Annotated in this window: 25 protein-coding genes and 1 tRNA gene; 21 read left to right on the top strand and 5 right to left on the bottom strand. The window is 31.3% G+C overall.

Going from position 1 to position 19525, the window contains the following annotated elements:
• Nucleotides 1-26: 26 nt before the first annotated feature.
• From ABD940_RS07790 to ABD940_RS07770, 5 genes are all read left to right on the top strand, one after another.
• Nucleotides 27-512, top strand: coding sequence for a hypothetical protein (locus ABD940_RS07790; protein ID WP_345201935.1), 486 nt, complete (start codon nt 27-29; stop codon nt 510-512).
• Nucleotides 513-625: 113 nt separating this feature from the next.
• Nucleotides 626-1435, top strand: coding sequence for a tetratricopeptide repeat protein (locus ABD940_RS07785; protein WP_345201934.1), 810 nt, complete (start codon nt 626-628; stop codon nt 1433-1435).
• Between the two features lie 36 nt (nt 1436-1471).
• Nucleotides 1472-2020, top strand: a complete 549-nt coding sequence (locus tag ABD940_RS07780) for a hypothetical protein (RefSeq protein WP_345201932.1) — start codon at nt 1472-1474, stop codon at nt 2018-2020.
• 13 nt (nt 2021-2033) lie between these two features.
• On the top strand, nt 2034-2462 hold the full coding sequence (locus ABD940_RS07775; protein ID WP_345201930.1) for an SRPBCC family protein: 429 nt from the start codon (nt 2034-2036) through the stop codon (nt 2460-2462).
• A gap of 14 nt (nt 2463-2476) precedes the next feature.
• Nucleotides 2477-3019 carry a hypothetical protein gene (locus ABD940_RS07770; protein ID WP_345201928.1) on the top strand — a complete coding sequence of 181 codons (543 nt, stop codon included), beginning with the start codon at nt 2477-2479 and terminating at the stop codon, nt 3017-3019.
• Here ABD940_RS07770 and ABD940_RS07765 read toward each other — a convergent pair whose 3' ends face one another.
• Nucleotides 3020-3865: a hypothetical protein gene (locus ABD940_RS07765; RefSeq protein ID WP_345201925.1), complete on the bottom strand. Its 846-nt coding sequence runs from the start codon at nt 3863-3865 to the stop codon at nt 3020-3022.
• A gap of 118 nt (nt 3866-3983) precedes the next feature.
• On the opposite strand from ABD940_RS07765, the gene ABD940_RS07760 reads away from it, so the two are divergent.
• The 6 genes from ABD940_RS07760 (at nt 3984) to ABD940_RS07735 (ending at nt 9024) form a co-directional block, all read left to right on the top strand.
• Nucleotides 3984-5135: an ABC transporter ATP-binding protein gene (locus ABD940_RS07760; protein WP_345201922.1), complete on the top strand. Its 1152-nt coding sequence runs from the start codon at nt 3984-3986 to the stop codon at nt 5133-5135.
• 20 nt (nt 5136-5155) lie between these two features.
• On the top strand, nt 5156-7054 hold the full coding sequence (locus ABD940_RS07755) for a hypothetical protein (protein WP_345201919.1): 1899 nt from the start codon (nt 5156-5158) through the stop codon (nt 7052-7054).
• 233 nt (nt 7055-7287) lie between these two features.
• Nucleotides 7288-7893, top strand: coding sequence for a DUF2911 domain-containing protein (locus tag ABD940_RS07750; protein ID WP_345201915.1), 606 nt, complete (start codon nt 7288-7290; stop codon nt 7891-7893).
• 3 nt (nt 7894-7896) lie between these two features.
• A complete protein-coding gene (locus ABD940_RS07745) occupies nt 7897-8421 on the top strand; it encodes a GNAT family N-acetyltransferase (protein WP_345201910.1) in 525 nt (174 codons plus the stop codon).
• 1 nt (nt 8422) lies between these two features.
• Nucleotides 8423-8791 (top strand): cupin domain-containing protein, encoded by a 369-nt coding sequence (locus ABD940_RS07740; RefSeq protein WP_345201906.1) that lies wholly within the window; start codon nt 8423-8425, stop codon nt 8789-8791.
• Between the two features lie 2 nt (nt 8792-8793).
• Nucleotides 8794-9024, top strand: coding sequence for a hypothetical protein (locus ABD940_RS07735; protein WP_345201902.1), 231 nt, complete (start codon nt 8794-8796; stop codon nt 9022-9024).
• Between the two features lie 50 nt (nt 9025-9074).
• Here the strand turns inward: ABD940_RS07735 and ABD940_RS07730 are convergent, their stop codons facing one another.
• The gene (locus ABD940_RS07730; protein WP_345201898.1) at nt 9075-9818 is read right to left on the bottom strand and encodes a dienelactone hydrolase family protein; all 744 of its coding nucleotides are present in this window, start codon (nt 9816-9818) and stop codon (nt 9075-9077) included.
• A 343-nt stretch (nt 9819-10161) separates the two neighbouring features.
• Entirely contained in the window at nt 10162-10590 is a 429-nt protein-coding gene (locus ABD940_RS07725; protein WP_345201894.1) for a type I restriction enzyme HsdR N-terminal domain-containing protein, read from the bottom strand.
• Nucleotides 10591-10597: 7 nt separating this feature from the next.
• Between ABD940_RS07725 and holA the strand changes: the two genes are divergently transcribed.
• From holA to ABD940_RS07700, 5 genes are all read left to right on the top strand, one after another.
• Complete coding sequence (gene holA / locus ABD940_RS07720; protein ID WP_345201891.1) at nt 10598-11635, top strand: DNA polymerase III subunit delta; 1038 nt, start codon at nt 10598-10600, stop codon at nt 11633-11635.
• A gap of 150 nt (nt 11636-11785) precedes the next feature.
• Nucleotides 11786-12727 carry a thioredoxin-disulfide reductase gene (trxB, locus tag ABD940_RS07715; protein WP_345201887.1) on the top strand — a complete coding sequence of 314 codons (942 nt, stop codon included), beginning with the start codon at nt 11786-11788 and terminating at the stop codon, nt 12725-12727.
• Between the two features lie 471 nt (nt 12728-13198).
• A complete protein-coding gene (locus ABD940_RS07710) occupies nt 13199-14095 on the top strand; it encodes a hypothetical protein (protein WP_345201885.1) in 897 nt (298 codons plus the stop codon).
• Between the two features lie 69 nt (nt 14096-14164).
• Nucleotides 14165-14293: a hypothetical protein gene (locus ABD940_RS07705; protein ID WP_345201882.1), complete on the top strand. Its 129-nt coding sequence runs from the start codon at nt 14165-14167 to the stop codon at nt 14291-14293.
• A 115-nt stretch (nt 14294-14408) separates the two neighbouring features.
• Nucleotides 14409-14744 carry a hypothetical protein gene (locus ABD940_RS07700; RefSeq protein ID WP_345201879.1) on the top strand — a complete coding sequence of 112 codons (336 nt, stop codon included), beginning with the start codon at nt 14409-14411 and terminating at the stop codon, nt 14742-14744.
• A 143-nt stretch (nt 14745-14887) separates the two neighbouring features.
• Here ABD940_RS07700 and ABD940_RS07695 read toward each other — a convergent pair whose 3' ends face one another.
• Nucleotides 14888-15805 (bottom strand): IS1595 family transposase, encoded by a 918-nt coding sequence (locus tag ABD940_RS07695; RefSeq protein WP_345201877.1) that lies wholly within the window; start codon nt 15803-15805, stop codon nt 14888-14890.
• Nucleotides 15806-16103: 298 nt separating this feature from the next.
• On the opposite strand from ABD940_RS07695, the gene ABD940_RS07690 reads away from it, so the two are divergent.
• Together ABD940_RS07690 and ABD940_RS07685 are read left to right on the top strand one after the other, a co-directional pair.
• Nucleotides 16104-16191: transfer RNA gene (locus tag ABD940_RS07690), tRNA-Ser, on the top strand.
• A 161-nt stretch (nt 16192-16352) separates the two neighbouring features.
• Nucleotides 16353-16652: an MFS transporter gene (locus ABD940_RS07685; RefSeq protein WP_345201875.1), complete on the top strand. Its 300-nt coding sequence runs from the start codon at nt 16353-16355 to the stop codon at nt 16650-16652.
• A 209-nt stretch (nt 16653-16861) separates the two neighbouring features.
• Here the strand turns inward: ABD940_RS07685 and ABD940_RS07680 are convergent, their stop codons facing one another.
• The gene (locus ABD940_RS07680; protein ID WP_345201872.1) at nt 16862-17758 is read right to left on the bottom strand and encodes a helix-turn-helix domain-containing protein; all 897 of its coding nucleotides are present in this window, start codon (nt 17756-17758) and stop codon (nt 16862-16864) included.
• 185 nt (nt 17759-17943) lie between these two features.
• On the opposite strand from ABD940_RS07680, the gene ABD940_RS07675 reads away from it, so the two are divergent.
• The 3 genes from ABD940_RS07675 (at nt 17944) to ABD940_RS07665 (ending at nt 19450) form a co-directional block, all read left to right on the top strand.
• Entirely contained in the window at nt 17944-18333 is a 390-nt protein-coding gene (locus ABD940_RS07675) for an aldo/keto reductase (protein WP_345201870.1), read from the top strand.
• The gene (locus tag ABD940_RS07670) at nt 18284-18925 is read left to right on the top strand and encodes an aldo/keto reductase (RefSeq protein WP_345202628.1); all 642 of its coding nucleotides are present in this window, start codon (nt 18284-18286) and stop codon (nt 18923-18925) included. Before ABD940_RS07675 ends, ABD940_RS07670 begins: the two co-directional genes overlap by 50 nt.
• A 144-nt stretch (nt 18926-19069) precedes the next feature.
• Nucleotides 19070-19450: a nuclear transport factor 2 family protein gene (locus ABD940_RS07665; RefSeq protein ID WP_345201867.1), complete on the top strand. Its 381-nt coding sequence runs from the start codon at nt 19070-19072 to the stop codon at nt 19448-19450.
• Nucleotides 19451-19525: the final 75 nt, after the last annotated feature.

Here is a 19525-nt window from a genome sequence, read left to right as displayed (position 1 = left end):
GTAATTTAGTTTTATATTTTACGCACTTGGAAGCAGTCGCAAATTATTTAAATAAAATTATAGCGTATGATTGGAATGATTTCAATCGGATAAACGATATGCTTAAACAATTAGATAAATGGAATGAACTTTTTGATGAATTTGATGAAATTCTTCTTGAAAATAAAGATTTTATGTTGGCAAATTTTGATGAAATACAAAAAGAAATAATTTCATATCAATCTAAATTCTCATTACTTACTATAAAAAGTAAAATATATGGAGTGGTTAATTCTTTTTTTATTAAGAAAAATTTGATACAAAAAACTAATGATTTTAAATTTAAGATTATTGCTAAAGCAGATTCTTGCAATTGTTTAATAAGAAAAGAGCTTAAACAAAAGCCAAATCACGACAAATTAAGTTTCATTACAAAAGAATATGATGGTTATTATTACAGTGATATTTATGAATGTAGCGAGTGTCAAGAAAAATGGAGTTTAGAGTACTTCGATGATGGAACAGGAAGATAGATTTAGATTTCTTAAAAATTAAAATAATTTCCTCTTAATTACTTAAATTTTCTTATTTACAGAAATTGTATAATTTAGAAACATTAAATATATATTGACTTTAAACTAAAACAGTGATAAAAAAAAGCATTATAATACTATTTGCATTATTCTATCAATTTATATTTTCTCAAAATAAAACAGCAACATATTATGCTGAAAAAGGATTGGAAAATATGAAATTGAAACAATACAAAGAAGCCATAAAAAACTATGATAAAGCCATAAGTATAAATCCGAATAGTGATTTGGCTTATCATCATCGGGGTGCTGCAAAAGCATTGCTTAAAGATGACAAAGGTGCCGTTATAGATTATACAAAGTCAATAGCGATCAATCCAAATGAATTTTTAGTGTTTTATGCTCGTGGTGTATCTTTTTATTATTTAAAAGATTTCCAGAATGCTTTGAATGATCTGGATAAAAGTATAAGTTTAAATCCGGGTTTTGCTGAATCATATTTGTTCAGAGGATATTGTAAGGGTGAATTTAAAAAATATTCAGAGGCAATAAGTGATTTTGATAAGGCTCTTGAACTCGATCCCAATAATGCAGATGGATATATTAACAGAGCGATAATGAATATAAATGTTGGAAATAATATAGAAGCAAGAGAAGATGCTGAAAAATCACTATCATTAAATCCAAAGGATATCAGAGGCTATAATATAAGAGGACAGGTAAAAGCTGTATTTAAAAATTATAAAGAAGCTATTGAAGATTTTACAATTGTAATTAATAAAGATCCAAATCATATTCAGGCAATTTCCAACAGAATGTCTCTCGAGCTAGAATTACATGACAGCGAGAGCGCCTGCAAAGATTATTTGAGAATGAAAAAGTTAGGAGAATCGAATACATATATGGAGACTTATTGTAATTAGTTTTAAGTTTTTGAATATCAATATCAAATTGTGCTTATGGTAACCTTAGAAAATATTAATGATTTCTTCAATGAATATCCAATAAAAGATATTAACTGCAGTCATGTTATTTTAAGAGATTATGAAAAGATTTTTGATGTTTTCGATAATAGTTTTGGCTATCTGAGTTATCTTGAATTCAAATCAAATGACGATTCTGAAATATTTTTAGGATCTTATCCATTGAATGGTGCCGAGTTATGGAAATGTAAAAATTGCGGTAAACTCCAATTTTTCTACACCGAATCAGTCGGTCATTTTCCGACAACTTTATCTATTGATGTTAATTTTAGTAAAACTTATCAATCAAATCCTTTTGCAAAATCCGTTACGCTTAATAAAGAGAAAGTAAGTTATTTTATTGATACATTTGGTTTTGATGAATTAAAAAATCCTGAAAAGATTGAGGGATTTAATGGAATAAAAATTATAGATAAGGAAGATAAATGTATTTTCGGATATAGTGATTATCAGGATAAGATAACTTTTAATATAATCGCTGATCGGAAAATTCTCAGAAAGATATTTGAATTTGAAAAATCTTAAATAACAAATAAATATGTCAACTCAAAATTTTTCCTACACCCTTACAACTTCAAAATCTGTGAAAGAAGTTTTCAATATTTTAATTGATCCTAAAAATTGGTGGATCGGTTTGCACAATGAAATCATCACTGGAAATTCTGAAAAAATAGATGACGAATTCACTTTCAGTGCAGGAAACAAAGCTCACAATTCTGTTCAAAAATTAATAGAAATTATTCCAAATGAAAAGATAGTTTGGGAAGTTATTGACAGTAATTTGACATTTCTTAAAAAAAGAGATGAATGGACGGGAACAAGGATCAATTTTGATATTTCCAAAGAAGATAATCAAACAAAAGTTGTTTTCACTCACAAGGGTTTAACTCCACAATTTGAGTGCTTTGACGGTTGTTCCAGCGCGTGGTCGCAGTATTTGGAAAAGCTTAAAAAGAAGTTGAATTAAAAAATAAAAGATGTATGCAGAAATCAATTAAAACAATATCATTTTTTCTTTTTGTGTGTATTTCATCAATGTTTTTCGGACAAATTAAAACTGGAAAACCGGCTTCTGTAATAAAAGAAAAATTGGCTTTTCCATTTGGAACTCTTGTAAAATTAAAGTTTGAAATTATTGATGGAGCAAGTTTAAAACAAAAGTCTTTAAATGGCATTTATCTGATGAAAATTAAAGAAATTAATGGAAATTCTCTTAAAGAGCCATTTACACTGGAGTTTATTGATGAAACTGGTGAATTTCCCATAGAAAATTTCGCACTTTATAAAAAAGTTTACAGAAGAGAGGCTGAAAATGACTTATCTTCAGATGAAATAAAGAAAATGGAAAAAGATTATGTCGGAAAAACATTTATTGTTTTGGCTTATGAATCCGGAAAATTTGTAGGAACTCCTGAGGAAAGTGATTATGTTTATAAAAAAGTACATTTACCTCGCCTGATTAAGCAAGATGTAAGTTTTCAATTTAAAAATTATATGGTGATTGATTCGAAATTGTCTGAATAATTATTTCATCTTATAATAAGATTCATTAAAGTATTTACTCGGCTTAATATAAACTTTATTTCTATCTGCATCGAAAATCCAGTTGAATCTTCGTAGTAAATCTGCTCCAAAATAATTTACTTTTTGAACTTTAAGATCGCCAACAAAAAATCCGGCTGAAACGTCTTTAAGAATAAAATCTCCGACTTTCATAAAAGGTAAAATTCCTTGTTTTGTAGTAACGCTTTGTCCTGCAGAATTTTTCATGGTTTTTTCGCCTGTTATTTTAAGTTTTTGATCTAAATTTTTTCCGTCTGCAAATTCATTGCTGTAAATCAGTCCACCGGAATAGCCCGACTGCAGAAGAAAATAAACTTCCTGCTGTTGATCCTCAATCACATTATCAGCAATGATGAAAAACTGTCCGTTTTCTGAAAATAATGGAATTGACTGATAGCCTTTCAGATCAGGAGTTTTATCATAAATCACAAATTGATTGTTGTCGTAATCGATTTTAAAAGTTTTTCCTTTGAAAATTCCGGTTCCTATTTTCCCGTCGGCTTCATGACCTGTTAATTCATTATCAAAAAAGCGAATATTTTTATAGCTGTTTTCCCCAATTTTAATAGAGTTGCCATCACTTACTTCATCTTTAAAAATGATGTGATCAGCATTTCTTTTTCGTTCAGGAGAAATTGAAGCGTCTTCCATCGCAATTTGAAACATCAGATTTAAAGAATCTTTATTGTTGACTAAAGTTTTGACAATGATGTTGTTATGTTTCGTAATTCGAAATGGAATGGTTTCCTGAGCTTTTACAAAGAAAATTGAAAGCAATAAAAACGATAAAAAACATATTTTGGACATGAAGTGATTATTAATTTGATATAAAATTAAAAATTAGTTTTTATTTTAACTAAAAGAATTTAATTCAAAACGTAAATTTTATATCTTTAAAAATCGAAATTAATAACTATAAAACCAAATGACGAAACATCAGCAAAGAGTAGCCGAAGTCTATCATTTTTTTGACAATAAAGACACTGTTTTAGGATTTAGAAAATTACTGGACTGTGCGATGGATACTCAGAATATGGAGATCTATAAAGAAGCGATTGAGTTAACCGACTGGAAAGAGCAATTTCCTACATACACGGAAGAACTCATCGAAAAGTCAAAAAATCTTCTTCAGAAAATTGAAAAAATTCCCGTAAAAGAACATCCGCTAGAAAAATCGGTGCTTCGTGCCAGAAATATTCTAAAATCTTATGGAAGCAATCGCTTTTCGCTGGGTCCGGTTTCCATGGAAATTAATAAAGGTCAGGTTTATGGCTTGGTAGGAGAGAACGGAAACGGAAAAACTACATTGTTGAGGATCTTGGCAAAGGAGATCTCTTACAATGAAGGTGAGTTGAATTATTCCTTTAATGAAGAGCCGAAAAATGATTATGATCTTCGTACAAAGTTGGTTTACATTCCGCAAAGAACGTCAAAATGGTACGGAAGTCTGAAGGATAATTTAAAATTTGTCCTTTCAAATTATGGCGTAAAACCTGAAGAGAACGAAACGAGAACATTAATGATGATTGCCCGTCTCGGACTTTGGAATTATAAGCATCTGAAATGGAGCGAACTTTCTTCCGGTTACAAAATGCGTTTTGAATTGGCTAGAACACTTTTAAGAAAACCCGAAATTTTACTGTTGGATGAGCCTTTGGCAAACCTCGATGTTTTGGCTCAACAGGTTATTCTGGAAGATCTGAAATCAATTGCAAACTCTGTGAATAATCCGATTGCATTGATCCTGAGTTCACAACAATTATATGAGGTTGAAAAAGTTTCCGATAAAGTGATTTTCCTGAAAAATGGTCAATACAAAGATAATTCTGAGCTTAAGAATGATGAAAATAATCATTTAATTATAGAAATAGACAGTTCGAGTTCGAGAGATGAGCTACTGAAAGTTTTCGAAAGCTTTACTCTTGAAAAACTAAACTTCAACGGAGGTGTGTATGTTGCATATTTTTCGGCAGATACAGAGTTTTATGAAGTTTTGTCTGCTCTTGGAAATGCGAAAACAGACATTATTTATATCCGTAATATTTCATCTTCTACGAGAAGATTCTTTGTAAGCTAAACCATCTTAATTCAAGAAAAATGCAAAAAATATATAAATTCAATCAATATTTACTGGAAAAATATCCTACAGTCTGGAATACCAAAATTGTATGGATGCTTTTGGCGAGTATCATTATTCATATTTTATTTTTTATCATCGGCTATGTTTCTCATGCAGATCCTGTTTCGTTGCAGAAGTATGATGTGAGAGACGATTATTTCAGAGACGGGATGATCTTTATTCATCTGATTATCTCTGTTCTGATGATTGTAGGATGGCTCATTATGATGTTTAAAAATAATGCTTTTAAAAACTTTTATCCTTCTTCCAAAAAGAAATTGTTTTTACAGTTTTTGCAGTATTTTATTATCATTTTCGTCTGTACAACGTTCTATTTCTCTTATATGACAGGTTTTCAGATGTTTATTAAAAATAAATATCCCGACAAACAAATGTCTGAAAATGTAGAACTTATCAATAAAGCTTCTGCTTTCATTTCTCAGGATTTGGAAAATTATACATTAGATAACAAGACTTTTCCTCAGTTTTATAACTTATATTGTGAAACAGATATCGAAAAAATAAACCGCAATCAGAAGTATTTTGTTTATTACGACAGGGTTTATCAGTATTACAGTCTATATTCTAAAACGGTATATAAAAAAGATAAATACGGTGAATATTTTTTTCCTGCGGGCGAAAACAGAAATAATGTAGCTTATACAGAAAATAAGGAGAATTCTGTTACTTATTATTTCAAAAAAGATGTTGTAGATATGTCGCCTTATATTAAAACAACAGGCTTAACATATTATAACTTTTCAGGAATATTTTACAGGAATGATCTTAAAAAGAAAGGATATCTAAGAAGCTATTCTTCCGAAGATAATGATATAGGATACGATGAATTTGCAAAAGATTCTCAAAAAAAACAAAGATTTGAAATCAACAGAATTACAACGGAATTATTAAACAGAAAAAATCCCGCTGAAATTGAGAAATTAATGAAAAATTTTCTTAATATCTCAAAGGATTTCGGAATTAGAAATAATCTTGATGCCAAAAGCTGGGTGAAAATGGTATATGCTCCGGATGATTTTAATGTCCGTTATTTTATTAAAAAATATAAAAATCCGGCTAGTGAAGAATATGACCCGAATGCAAGACCTCTTGATGAAAATGGTAGTTATGCCTATACGGAAACTACAGCTATTGATTCTACTGTGGCAACTGTAGACTCTGCGGCTGCGGTTGTTGATGGTGTTATTGATAATAATTCTGTGCAGATTAAAGATTTTAATCCAGATATCAAGAAACAGCTTTCTCCTGAAAAATATTTTAAAAATAATCTTACGGATTATTACTATTATACAGATGATCTTAATGATCTTTTGCGAAATGTAGACTTGGTAAAATCAACTGATTTCTTTTCTGAAAATATTCATATTTATCTTTGGATTGCCTTTTTTCTAGCTACAATTATTTTCAGCTTTAGAATTACAGGATTAAAATCACTTTTATTCAGTGTGATAAGTGCAGGAGTTCTGTTTTTAGCAATTATTCTGATTACGGTTTTATATTCTATTGCAGATGGAAGAAACGGTATAGAATTCTTTATTTCTTATTTAGTGTTTTTCATTGGATTGATAATTTTACTAATTCCGTTGTTAATGATGAAAAAAGTTAAAAAGCTTATTTCCTCAATATTGATTAACCTTTCAATGAATGGTTTTGTACTTTTTATCTTACTGATATTCTTTATAATTAGTATACATCAGGACAGGGCTTGTAATAAAGCCAATATTATGGCAAATAATTGTAAGACAATCATCGAAATATTAGAATTTAATTTAAGTTATATTATTTTGATCTGTGGATTTGTATTTATGTATTTATACACTTCTGTTCTTCAAAAGTGGAAATCGATGCCGCAGTAATTTTTTATTAAAGAACATTAAAACCTATAAGAATCAAACTTATGAGGTTTTTATTTGAATTCAATTAATTATTGTTGAGTTTTAAAAGAAGTTATTTTAATAGAAATTTCTATAAGTATGCTAAAGCTGAGAACTAATCATTTATGCGGGTAGAATCCAGAGAAAACAAAAATTATTGTGATCGGAGAATGCTATTCTCTTTTGATTTTGTAATTTTGAATAAAAATTTACACGTGAAAAAGTTACTATTTGCAGTTTGCATATCGGCTTCAGTTTTCAGTTTTGCTCAGGATTATTCGGTACCGGCAGCGAGTCCGCGTCAGAAAGTAGAGCAACAGTTTTCTATGTCTAAAATCTCTGTTGACTACGGAAGACCAGGAGTAAAAGGACGTAAAATCTTCGGAGAATTAGTTCCTTACGGACAGGTTTGGAGAGCGGGAGCAAACTCATCTACGAAAATTACATTCGGACAATCTGTAAACTTCGGAGGAAAAGTAGTTCCTGCAGGAACTTACGGACTGTTCATCGTTCCGACTGAAACAGAATGGAAAGTAATCTTAAACAAAGATTTCCAGCAATGGGGAGCTTATACTTACGATGCAAAACAGGATGTTGTAGACGTTACAGTTCCCGTTAATAAATTGGCAGACAAGCAAGAATGGTTTGAAATTACTTTAAATCCGACAGGCGAAAATACAGGGAATTTGGTAATTAAGTGGGATATGGCTCAGGCTGAAGTGGCTTTAAAACCTTCAAGCCCGGATGCTGTAACTAAAATTGCAGATAAATTAAAGGAAATCAAGAAAATCGAATCCGACGCAGCAAAAACAAAAGGCTAAGAAATGAACTTTTCTATTCAAACTGTTTTAGAAAACAACGAATATCAATTAATCCCCTTACAACAAGGGGATTTTGAGTCTTTATATGAAGTGGCTTCCGATCCGAAAGTTTGGGAACAGCATCCGAACAAAGACCGTTATCAAAGAGAAGTTTTCGAAAACTTTTTTAAAGGGGCAATCGAAAGTAAAGGTGCTTTCAAAATTGTAGAAAAAGCAACCGGTGATATTTTGGGAAGTACACGTTTTTATGATTTTGATGAAGATAAAAACAGTATTTTCATCGGATATACTTTTTACGGGACAAAATCCTGGGGAAAAGGAATTAATCCTCAAATCAAAAAAATTATGCTTGATTATATTTTTCAATTTGTAGATACAGTTCATTTTCACATCGGAAAAGAAAATTACCGTTCCCAAATTGCTTTAGAAAGGCTTGGCGGAAAAAAAATAGCGGAAGAAGAAGTTGCCTATTTCGGAGAGCCGACAAGAACTAATTTTGTATACGAAATCAAAAAAGAAAATCATTAATATGAAAAAATATAAAATCCAGACATCGCCTTTTGTAGTTCCAACAACAGACGGAAAATTAATTGAAGAGCATTGGGGAAACTCAACGCAAAACTCGAATATTTCAATTGCTCACATGGTTGCGCCGCCAGATTGGAGCGAACCGCATCAAACTCCTGAATTTGATGAATTTACATTAATAATTTCAGGCAAAAAACAATTTGAGATCGACGGAGAAACTGTGACTTTAGAAAAAGGACAAAGTATTTTAATTGAAAAAGGTGCAAGAGTTCGTTATAGCAATCCGTTTTCGGAACCTTGTGAATATGTTGCGATCTGTCTTCCCGCTTTTTCGATGGATTTGGTGAATAGAGAGGAAGAAATAAATTAAATATGGCGTTACAAATTTGTCCAAAGTGTAAAGAAAATTCTTTTACTTGGTTTATCGGCGGAAAGTCTCATTTAACGAATTGGAGTTGTTTTAATTGCGACTATGAAGCTAAGGAAAATGAGAGTGATGAATGTATCTGTGAAAATTGTGAGAAAAAAACAAAAACGAAGTTGAAAGATAAAGAAACAGAATACTGGTGGTGTTCTAATTGTAGTACAATCAGTGATTTATAAATAAAAACAACCTCAATGATTGAGGTTGTTTTTATTTTATTGTAGTTTAATTACTTTAAGATTTCCTTCAAGAACATAAGTGTATGATTCCATGCTCTTTTTGCCATCACTTCATTATAATCAGGTGATTTTGGATCTGTGAAAGTATGTTTAGAATTAGCATATGTAATAATCTGCCAATCAGCTTTCCCTTCATTCATTTCCTTGATGAGGTTGTTGTAATCTTCTGGAGTCACTCCTTTGTCATCTGCAGGATTTTCAACTAAAATCTTAGTCGAAATCGGATTGTTTTTTCTCGTTTGATCCTTTCCGATACTCCCATGAATTGAAACTACTCCTACAACAGGCAAACTTCCTCTTGCCGATTCCAAAGCTCCGGTTCCTCCGAAACAATATCCAATCACTGCAATTTTATTTGAAATGGCTCCATTTTTCTTTAACTGTTCTAAAGCCAAAGAAATTCTTTTCTGATAAGCTTCGTAATTTTTCTTGTAATAACCTGCTGTTTTCCCCGCAGAATCTGCATCTGTAGGAATATTTCCTTCACCATAAATATCAGCAACAAAAGCAATATACCCTTGTTTTTCAAGTTCGGTTGCGGCAGTTTTTGCTTCATCATCAATTCCTTTCCAAGCCGGCAAAATCAAAACTCCAGGAAGTTTTTTTCCGGCATTCGATGTTACTAATCCATTCAGTTTTTGAGAACCATCCTGATAAGAAACTGTTTTTAAATTCTGACTAAAAATTGTTCCTGAAGTCATTAAAAATGCTGATAATATTATTGAACGTATCATATATTTTGTAATTTAATTTTTTATTTGTAGCTATTTCCCGCTTTTCGCTGCAATCTTTTTTTTCAAAAAAGGATTTCCTCTACAATCGGGGCTAGGCATTTGTCGGATTTCAGTGTTTCGTCATTGCGAGGAGCGAAGCGACGAAGCAATCCCATTTAAATAAGGTTTAAACTTAACTTAAACTTTTCTAAATACTGATAAAAACTTTAGAAATGAAAAAGCAATAAAGCTACTACGGTATTAAGAGATTGCTTCGTCGCTTCGCTCCTCGCAATGACATAAATCCTCCTCTAAATTAATGAAAATAACTCAAAATCAATATTAATAGAATATTATAATATTTTTAAGGTCTGTAAAACTGATATTGCTCGTTTTCGTAATATGCATTAATATGTTGTAAGCCATTCGTTAAAATAATTTCTTTTGCGCCGATTATCGAATTGTATCTTGCGGTTTGCTCAAAAGTTTTTTCAGATAATTTAATTTTTGGAGCTTTGCATTCGATTAAAATAATGGGCTCTGTTTTTTCTGTAATGAGAAGATCGATTCTCTTTGTTAAACCATTCAAAACGATCTTTTTTTCCGTAATTAAAGCAGATGTAGAGTAGGACTTCACGGTCAGATAATAGTGAATCCAATGTTGGCGCACCCATTCTTCAGGAGTGAGCAAAAGGTAAGTTTTACGAACTAAATCATAAATAAAAAACTTATCTTTGTCTCTCTTGAATTTAAAATCAAAAGTTTCCTGAAAATTCAGTTTTGGAAGTTCCATTTATAAGATGAAAGAATTAGATTTAATCCTCAAAAATATTAAAAATAAAGAAGTTTTACCGATTTATTTTTTCCACGGAGAAGAACCTTACTTTATAGATCTTGCTGTAAAAGCACTCGAACACGACTTTTTAAATGAAGATGAAAAAGCTTTCAATCAAACTGTCGTCTATGGAAAAGATACCACTTATCAGGAAATTCTTTCATTGGCGAGACAGTTTCCGATGATGGGCGACAAACAGGTTCTTATTGTAAAAGAAGCGCAAGATTTAAAACTCAATGAACCTGAAACAAAAGCTTTGGAAGCTTATATCGAAAATCCAGTTCCGTCCACGGTTTTAGTTTTCGCACACAAACACAAAAAGCTAGACAGTCGTAAAAGGGTTACGAAATCTTTAGATAAATTAAATGCATTATTTTTAAGCGAATCGATAAGGGAAAATAATCTTCCAAAATGGATCGCTGATGAATGTATTAAATTAAACATCAAAACAGCCCCGAATATTTCTCATTTATTAGCAGAATATCTGGGAAATGATCTTTCCAGAATTGCCAATGAACTGAATAAATTAAAAATCATTCTTAAACCTGGCGAACTTTTAGACGGGAAAATCATTGAAGATCACATCGGAATCAGCAAAGAGTACAATGTTTTTGAACTACAAAAAGCTTTAGGAACAAAAAATGCCGATATGGCTTTTAAAATTGCTCATTTTATGGGTAAAAATCCTAAAAATAATCCGTTTGTGATGATGTTATCAAGTTTGTATAATTATTTTTCTAATGTTATCATTTATAATACAATGATTGGGCAACCACCACAAGTTATTGCTTCTCAGATGGGTGTAAATCCTTATTTTATTAAAGATTATGCAGAATCTGCAAGGCTTTATCCTTTGAAACATGCTACGAGAGTAATCTCAGTTTTAAGAGAATTCGATATGAAAGGAAAAGGTTTGGGAGCAGTTAATATGAGCGAGGCAGAATTGATTAAAGAATTGGTCTACAAAATTATCAACATAGACAAGATCAAAATGAAAGTATAGATGTTTAAAAGATTTCATCTATTAAATTTTATATTATCATAGACAATCCGCATGTTTGATATTGACAAGTATCATTAAAATAACTTTAAATAAATATTAAAAATTACGAACTTAGCAGACGTAAATTTTAAATCTTTTGAATAGCAAATTATGGAGCAAAACATTTTAGATTGTGTGATCGTTGGATCTGGACCTTCTGGTTTCACAGCGGCAATTTATGCAGCAAGAGCAGACTTAAAACCTGAATTATACACAGGTCTGGAGCCGGGTGGACAATTGACTACAACTACTGAAGTTGATAACTTTCCAGGATATCCAGCGGGAATTACAGGTCCTGAAATGATGATGGATTTGCAAAAACAAGCAGAGAGATTCAACACAAAAGTGCATTATGAAATGATCACTAAGGTTGAATTTTCTAAAGAAGTAGGAGGTATTCATAAATTATATGCAGGAAATAAAGAAATTTTTGCTAAAACAGTGATCATTTCTACAGGAGCTACAGCAAAATATTTAGGTCTTGATGACGAGAAAAAGTACAATGGAGGAGGAGTTTCTGCTTGTGCGACATGCGACGGATTTTTCTACAGAGGAAAAGATGTTGTGGTTGTAGGAGCCGGTGATACAGCGGCAGAAGAAGCAACTTATCTTGCAAAATTGGTGAATAAAGTAACGATGTTAGTGAGAAAAGATGAGTTCAGAGCTTCAAAAGCGATGATTCACAGAGTTCAGAATACACCGAATATTGAAGTGAAATTTCACCATGAATTAATTGGTATTGAGGGTGAAAACAATTTGGTAGAAAGAGCAGTAGTTATCAATAACCAGACTCAGGAAAAATCTACGGTTGATGTTCACGGAATCTTCATCGCTATTGGTCACAAACCAAATACAGATATTTTCGCTGGTCAGATTGACTTAGATGAAAATGGATATATTGACACTGAAAAAGGATCTTCGAGAACAAATCTTCCAGGAGTTTTTGCTGCAGGAGATGTTCAGGATCATATCTACAGACAGGCGATCACAGCTGCAGGAAGTGGTTGTATGGCTGCGATGGATGCTGAAAAATATTTGGCAGAATTACATTAATTTTACGCACTTATATACTTTGATGTACTACGTTTTATAACTGAAAGTATATCAATTTAATACACTTTAAAAATCCATTAACATCCTACTGTTAGTGGATTTTTTATTTTTAATGTTCTATGTATTCGTATTAAAAAATGTTTTACATTTGCTCTCAAATTTTAACGGAATAAACATCGAAAGTGTTTAACAAAATTCTCTCAGATAGAAACTGGTAATTTTAAAAGGAGGGGAATATGTTAGCAACTCTCATGTCATGATATGGCGTGAGGGCTTTGCTACTTATTTTACTCCTGCGGTATACCAGTACCCTATCTGATAGAATAAGTTAGTAACCCTCACGCTTTCTTATTTTAAATCAAGTATAATTTTCTTCATAGAGGGTGAGAAGAACCCCAAAAGTATTACGGAATCCCGTAAGGAAACCAACATTTCGTAAAATACTTTTGTGTGCTTAAAAATCAAAAAACTATGAAAAAAATTATCTTATCACTAACTATCGTTTTATCAATGGTAAGTGCTAAAGCACAAGTAAAACTATTCAATATTGATTTACCATATTTCGATAAATCCAAATTAGTTAAGCCAGCAAAAACGGTTAAAAATGTAAACAATTTTACAAAACGAGTGACTAATATTACTGAATATAATGGAATGGGGCAATTACATGGAATAAACATTGAATATCGAAGCGATTCCAGTGTGGGTCTTGTCAGGTATTATCACAACAACAAATTAGTCTATGTTGCACAACCTTTTATGAATGGAAGTACAATAGAGAAAGTTTTTAATTACAGCGATAATGGTAGTTTTAATGGTATTCAAGCATCTATGTATTTAAATAATGAAAATAAATGGATAAAATTGGTTTTAGGTTACAGTGAAGGCAGATTAACAAGTTTTAATGATAATCTCAAATTTCCTAAATACACAGTAAATTTTAAGGATGGAAAATTGGAAGGTGAATTTTATTTCTATGATAACGCAAATTGTAATTGCTATTATTATGGTTCAGCAAATGATGGGAAAATTAAAAACATTATGAAACTTGATATACGTGAAGATTTATCGTTTAAAAACACTTTTTATACCATCAATAATTCATCAATAAAAAGTACTTTTATTGTTCCTTATAGCAAACCTTTTGAAAATAATATTGAAATAACTGAAATACCTGTGGTTGTTGAAAACAAAAATGTACACATAGACAACGACAAATACCGAATTGTATTTAGTAAACAACACGATTGGTTAAATGCCTTAACATCAGCTGAAACATTTAATCGTAATAATTCCGAAGAAATAGATTGGTCACAAGCATCAGTTGGCATGCCAAGTCCATATAAAATACCACAAGCACAACATTAAAAAGTAACAATAATTATAGCTAGCACATCAATATTATTTGTAAATTTATTTAACAAAAAAATATTAATTATGGCAAAAATTTATAGAGATGCAGGAAATGGTCAATTCGTAAAAAAAGAAGAAGTGAAAAAAAGACCAGGCACAACAGTAACGGAAACTGTTAAACCAAAACCTAAAAGCACCCCAAAGAAGAAGTAAATATTCTAAATTACATGGGCAATATTTTAAAGAAAGCTAAAAACATCATTCAAATTGAATGATGTTTTTCTTTGCCTATCTGAGTTAATAGTGATATTTTTGGCGAAAAATAATCATGTTAAAATTTAATGTCGATTTAAGAAAAATAAAAAATGGAGATGTTGAAATCATTTTAGAAATAACAAATACAAATTTAGAAATCCCATATACTTTAAGGAAAATAGAAATAACCTCATATAATACTGAATTTGAATCATATAAATTAGAGTTTATATCTAATAATGATTTTAAGTTAGTCATACCGCAAAACATTACTATTAAACAATCAATATTACTGTCTGATTTTAAAGAAGATTTTATTTATAGTATTATGCTTGATGATTTTAAAGAAAATTTTTACCATCACAACGATTCGCTATTAGCATTGAAGCGACTGATTTCTCGAATCTAACTTTTGACATGTTTTTGTTATCACATGTATATACTGTTTTATATACATGTCCATTCTTATCAAAATATACTATTATATCAAGCTTCTTTATATAATGGAGCTTCAATTTTAACTGATATTTTCTAAAAAAATTTTGAATAATTTTAAGTAGTTTCTACTATTTTCAATACTTCTACGAACCTTTGACCGTCAGACATATCACGAGTATTAAATCTAAATGAAAATTCATTGCAGTATTTTCCAAGGTGTTTCACCGAACAGAAGTGATAAATCCCAATTAATCCACGTTTTAGGATGCTCCAAAATCCTTCGATTGCGTTAGTGTGAAATCGACCTCTTTTGTAAGTTCCTTTACTATGTTCAACGATTTCATGACGATAATCTTCACCTAAGCCTTTATAACCTCGCCAACCATCAGTCACCAATGTAGTTCCTTTTAGTACTCTTGCACTGATAATGGATTTAAGTGTTGTTCCCTTTGCGTTAGGTATTACTTTGGTGTAAACTGTTCCATTGGAAATTAGACCAAACACAGGTGTTTTGATTTTCAAAGACCTTCCTTGCGTATTCTTGTGTTCATTATTTTTCTTTCTTGCTTCACCGCCTATATAAGTTTCATCAGCTTGAACTTCACCATCAAAAACAACTACGTGTTCCTGATTGAAATTAAATCTAATTCTATTTAGCATATACCAAGCTGTTTTTTGAGTAATATGAAGGTCTTTATGTAGTTGTACACTACTTATACCTTTTTTGTGGCTTGCAAATATGTATATTGCAGTGAACCATTTTCTTAATGAAATGTGTGAAGATTCAAACATAGTTCCCACAGTTATAGTAAAACGTTTCTTACAATCTCTACATTTATAAAGACCTTTAAAATTTTCCTTATTCAATCTATAATGTTTTTCTGATTTTACACCACAATGAGGACATTCAGGTTCTCCATTCCATCTAATTTCTTCCAAAAACATTCTGCAATCATCATCGGTTTGAAGATTGTCAATCATGTCTATTATAGACTTGAAAAATGTATTTTGATGTAAATTTGTAGTGGACATTTTAGTTTTTTGTAACTATTATACCCCGTGAAGGTTAGAAAAGGAAAGTGCTAGTACACTAAAGTATATAATTGCGTAATTTTATTTCAATTAAAATATTAAACGCATCTTTTCGGGTGCGTTTTTTTATTTTTTAATCTAAATTTTTCTATTATTCATCAATGTTTAGCAAAAATAATTGATCTGATTTTTAGTTGATTATTAATTTTTGTTAAAATTTGTATTAAAATATTTTGTCAGAAATTAAAAACTTTCTATATTTGCACCACTGAAAAACAATGATACAATCGGAGTTTTTGGAGAAATGGCAGAGTGGTCGATTGCGATAGTCTTGAAAACTATTGACTGTAACAGGTCCGGGGGTTCGAATCCCTCTTTCTCCGCCAGTTGGGAAACCAAAATAAGCTAAAACGCTGTAAATATCAATGTTTACAGCGTTTTTTGTTTTGCGCTAGTATCAAGGAAAATCAAAATTAGTTTTCTGAACAGGAGATTGATTAAAGTTTTCAGCCTCGATTATATTTTAAGAATGTCCACCATTGTATCAATGATCTCCGGGATCGTACTGATGCTGATGATAAAGCTAGCTTTCGGAGGCTTGCCAACGGTTGTTATTGGAGTGTTTTTCTTCTTTTCAATGAATGGCTTCATTGCTGCTTGTACTACTGCAGCAGCTTTGGATGGTGTTCCGCAAATGGCTGGTTCCGCTTCGGCTTTGCTGAGAAGTATGCAATATGGAAGTGGTATTATTTCCACATTATTACTTACTTTTTTCGGCAATGAAACACCATTGACAATGACCTGTACTGTATCATTGCCGTTTTTTCAACATTGGCAGCATTTATGATGAAACTAGGGAAATGGAATTATGATAAGACACTGCGTTAATATAGTAAAGGATACAGCTTCAGAATAATATTTGAAGCCGTATTTTTATATGATGTGAGTTCTTTAAAAGAAAGATATTTTACTGGATCTATTTAGATTAATATTTAAAATCCTTATTACTTTTGCTTAGCATTAGTGATTTTAATGTAATTGTTAAGGATTCTAAGGTTAATTTTGATTTCTATATTCTAGAGGTGACATGCCCGTTTTTGCTTTAAAAAGCCTTGTAAAATGTTGAGGATATTTAAAACCGAGTGTATAGGCGATTTCGCTAATGGACTGATTAATATCAAAAATTCTTTCTTTGGCTAAATTTATTACTTTAGCTTGTATATATTCTTGTGCAGATGTGCCCGTTTCTTTTTTAATCAGATCACCGAAATAGTTAGGGGATAGATTTAATTCATTAGCACAATAAGTAACAGAAGGCAGACCAATAAGATTTGGTTTCTCTGATGCATAATAATCATTTAATAAATGTTCGAATCTTTCCAAAATACCTTTAATGCTGTTATCTCTGGTAATAAATTGTCGGTCATAAAAACGGGTGCAGTATTGGAGAAACAGTTCAATATTAGAAGCAATCAACGTTTTACTATGTTTATCAATTGATTGTTCCATTTCATATTGAATTTTTGAAAAACAATCTAATATAATTTCACGCTCTTTTTCTGAAAGATGTAGTGCCTCATTCGAATTGTAAGAGAAAAATGAGTATTCTTGAATATGTTTCCCCAGAAAAGTTCCCCTTATCAAATCCGGATGAAAAAGCAGCGCCCAGCCTTTAGGGTCAAACGTTTGTACACCAGGTTGTATACCCATTACCTGACCTGGAGAAATAAAAACTAAAGTTCCATCCTGAAAATCATAATTGTTTCTGCCATATTTTAACTCTCCACATTTTAATTCTTTCAAATATATTGCATATAGCCCAAAACGAAAAGTCTGTGCCGGCATAGGATCTGTCTTGGCTAGATCTATTACTGTAATTAGTGGATGGAGTGTCTGCACACCACGCATTTTGTTATAATTTGTTACTGTGTCAATTTTTACTATCTCTTCCATAATTTATCCGATTAATTAATGTAAAATTACACATTATCAGTTATTTAAAACGATCTCTTAAAGCCTATCAGTAATAATGGTAAAGAAAGCAGTAATTCGTGTAAGCATATAGCACTGAATACATCGGAAATTTACATCAGAAAACAAAGTGGTTAATAGAAAACGATATTAAAATTTCAAATATAATGAAAACGAGAAAATTAGGGAACGAAGTATTAGAGGTTTCAGCAATAGGAATGGGTTGTATGAACCTTAGTTTTGGTACAGGTAAGGCAACAGATATTTCGGAAGGGATTCATGTAATTCGTGCTGCTTACGAAAAAGGGATTACATTTTTTGATACGGCAGAAGCCTATGGTCCTTTTACCAATGAAGAGTTAGTAGGTGATGCTTTAAAACCATTTCGCAAAGATGTTATTATTGCCACAAAGTTTGGAATGATTTCAGAAGAAGGGGGATTAAACAGTCGTCCTGATCATATTCGCAAAGTTGTTGAGGATTCTTTGAAAAGATTACAGACAGACTATTATAGATTTATTATACCAGCATCGTGTAGATCCGAACGTCCCAATTGAAGATGTTGCTGGAACTGTTAAAGAATTGATTAAGGAAGGAAAAGTAAAATATTTTGGACTTTCAGAAGCGGGCTCTGCTACAATCAAGAAAGCACATGTAATTCAATCGGTTACGGCTGTTCAAAATCAATATTCTATTTGGACAAGGGAACCGGAAGCAGAGGTGCTTCCGATTTGTAAAGAGCTGGGTATTGGTTTTGTTCCTTGGGGACCATTAGGTACTGGTTTTTTAGCAGGAAATATCACTGCTGATACAAAATTTGACAGCGCTACTGATCTTAGGGCAGTATTTCCAAGATTTACACCGGATGCCATAAAAGCAAATATGCCTTTGGTAGAAATGCTTAATGGAATAGCCTCGAAAAAAGGAACTTCAACTGTCCAAATTGCATTGGCTTGGTTGCTTGCTAAAGAACCTTTTATTGTTCCGATTCCCGGAATGGATAAATTGATATATCTGGATGATAATATCAAATCGACACAGGTAGATATAAGTGAGAATGATCTGAAAGAAATTGAAGATGGTTTATCTAAAATCCAGATTCATGGTGCGAGATTAAATGAAGAACTATTATCTATTTCTGAGGAATAGCTAAAAAAAATATATGAAAGCAATATTGCAGATTCTTTATTGCTTTCATTTGAAGACTTCATTTTTAATAAAAAAGCTAATAAAATCATTCTTGATTATCTTTTATAACAATTTATACTTATTCTTCACAGGTTAGAAAATAATATGAAAACAGAAAATCATAGCGAAGAACTTCAAATAATAGAAGTTACCCGCCAATTGATAGATTTAATGATTCGAAAAGATATTAGTGGAATTAATAAAATATTAGATATTAATTTTATACTGACTCACATTACAGGCTACGTACAGTCAAAAAAAGAATGGTTTTTAGAAATAGAAAGTGAACAAATGAAATATTATTCTTATACGGAAGTAAAAACTACAGTAAGTATAAGAGGTGATGAAGCTACTTTTGTTGGTCAGAATATACTAGATGCAAAAATTTGGGGCTCAAGAAATAAATGGCACCTGCAGCAGAAAATGCATCTGGAAAAACATGAAGGCAAATGGTTTATAATGAACTCAGTAGCCTCCATTTTTTAATGGTAAGTATGTAAAGTCAGGGGATCACCATTAATTGATATAAATAAATTAATAGAAATAATAAAATTTTAAAAA

The organism is Chryseobacterium ginsengisoli (assembly GCF_039542325.1).
Lineage (GTDB): Bacteria > Bacteroidota > Bacteroidia > Flavobacteriales > Weeksellaceae > Chryseobacterium > Chryseobacterium ginsengisoli.
This window is presented reverse-complemented; position numbering and strand designations above follow the sequence as displayed.

Excerpts from the sequence above, each read along its gene's own strand:
- ABD940_RS07680 (WP_345201872.1), bottom strand. The coding sequence starts at position 17,758 with ATGGAAGAGATAGTAAAAATTGACACAGTAACAAATTATAACAAAATG.
- ABD940_RS07725 (WP_345201894.1), bottom strand. The coding sequence starts at position 10,590 with ATGGAACTTCCAAAACTGAATTTTCAGGAAACTTTTGATTTTAAATTC.
- ABD940_RS07695 (WP_345201877.1), bottom strand. The coding sequence starts at position 15,805 with ATGTCCACTACAAATTTACATCAAAATACATTTTTCAAGTCTATAATA.
- holA (WP_345201891.1), top strand. The coding sequence starts at position 10,598 with ATGAAAGAATTAGATTTAATCCTCAAAAATATTAAAAATAAAGAAGTT.
- ABD940_RS07735 (WP_345201902.1), top strand. The coding sequence starts at position 8,794 with ATGGCGTTACAAATTTGTCCAAAGTGTAAAGAAAATTCTTTTACTTGG.
- ABD940_RS07700 (WP_345201879.1), top strand. The coding sequence starts at position 14,409 with ATGTTAAAATTTAATGTCGATTTAAGAAAAATAAAAAATGGAGATGTT.
- ABD940_RS07710 (WP_345201885.1), top strand. The coding sequence starts at position 13,199 with ATGAAAAAAATTATCTTATCACTAACTATCGTTTTATCAATGGTAAGT.
- ABD940_RS07775 (WP_345201930.1), top strand. The coding sequence starts at position 2,034 with ATGTCAACTCAAAATTTTTCCTACACCCTTACAACTTCAAAATCTGTG.
- ABD940_RS07780 (WP_345201932.1), top strand. The coding sequence starts at position 1,472 with ATGGTAACCTTAGAAAATATTAATGATTTCTTCAATGAATATCCAATA.
- trxB (WP_345201887.1), top strand. The coding sequence starts at position 11,786 with ATGGAGCAAAACATTTTAGATTGTGTGATCGTTGGATCTGGACCTTCT.
- ABD940_RS07760 (WP_345201922.1), top strand. The coding sequence starts at position 3,984 with ATGACGAAACATCAGCAAAGAGTAGCCGAAGTCTATCATTTTTTTGAC.
- ABD940_RS07770 (WP_345201928.1), top strand. The coding sequence starts at position 2,477 with ATGCAGAAATCAATTAAAACAATATCATTTTTTCTTTTTGTGTGTATT.
- ABD940_RS07745 (WP_345201910.1), top strand. The coding sequence starts at position 7,897 with ATGAACTTTTCTATTCAAACTGTTTTAGAAAACAACGAATATCAATTA.
- ABD940_RS07740 (WP_345201906.1), top strand. The coding sequence starts at position 8,423 with ATGAAAAAATATAAAATCCAGACATCGCCTTTTGTAGTTCCAACAACA.
- ABD940_RS07685 (WP_345201875.1), top strand. The coding sequence starts at position 16,353 with ATGATCTCCGGGATCGTACTGATGCTGATGATAAAGCTAGCTTTCGGA.
- ABD940_RS07765 (WP_345201925.1), bottom strand. The coding sequence starts at position 3,865 with ATGTCCAAAATATGTTTTTTATCGTTTTTATTGCTTTCAATTTTCTTT.
- ABD940_RS07730 (WP_345201898.1), bottom strand. The coding sequence starts at position 9,818 with ATGATACGTTCAATAATATTATCAGCATTTTTAATGACTTCAGGAACA.
- ABD940_RS07665 (WP_345201867.1), top strand. The coding sequence starts at position 19,070 with ATGAAAACAGAAAATCATAGCGAAGAACTTCAAATAATAGAAGTTACC.
- ABD940_RS07675 (WP_345201870.1), top strand. The coding sequence starts at position 17,944 with ATGAAAACGAGAAAATTAGGGAACGAAGTATTAGAGGTTTCAGCAATA.
- ABD940_RS07705 (WP_345201882.1), top strand. The coding sequence starts at position 14,165 with ATGGCAAAAATTTATAGAGATGCAGGAAATGGTCAATTCGTAAAAAAA.
- ABD940_RS07755 (WP_345201919.1), top strand. The coding sequence starts at position 5,156 with ATGCAAAAAATATATAAATTCAATCAATATTTACTGGAAAAATATCCT.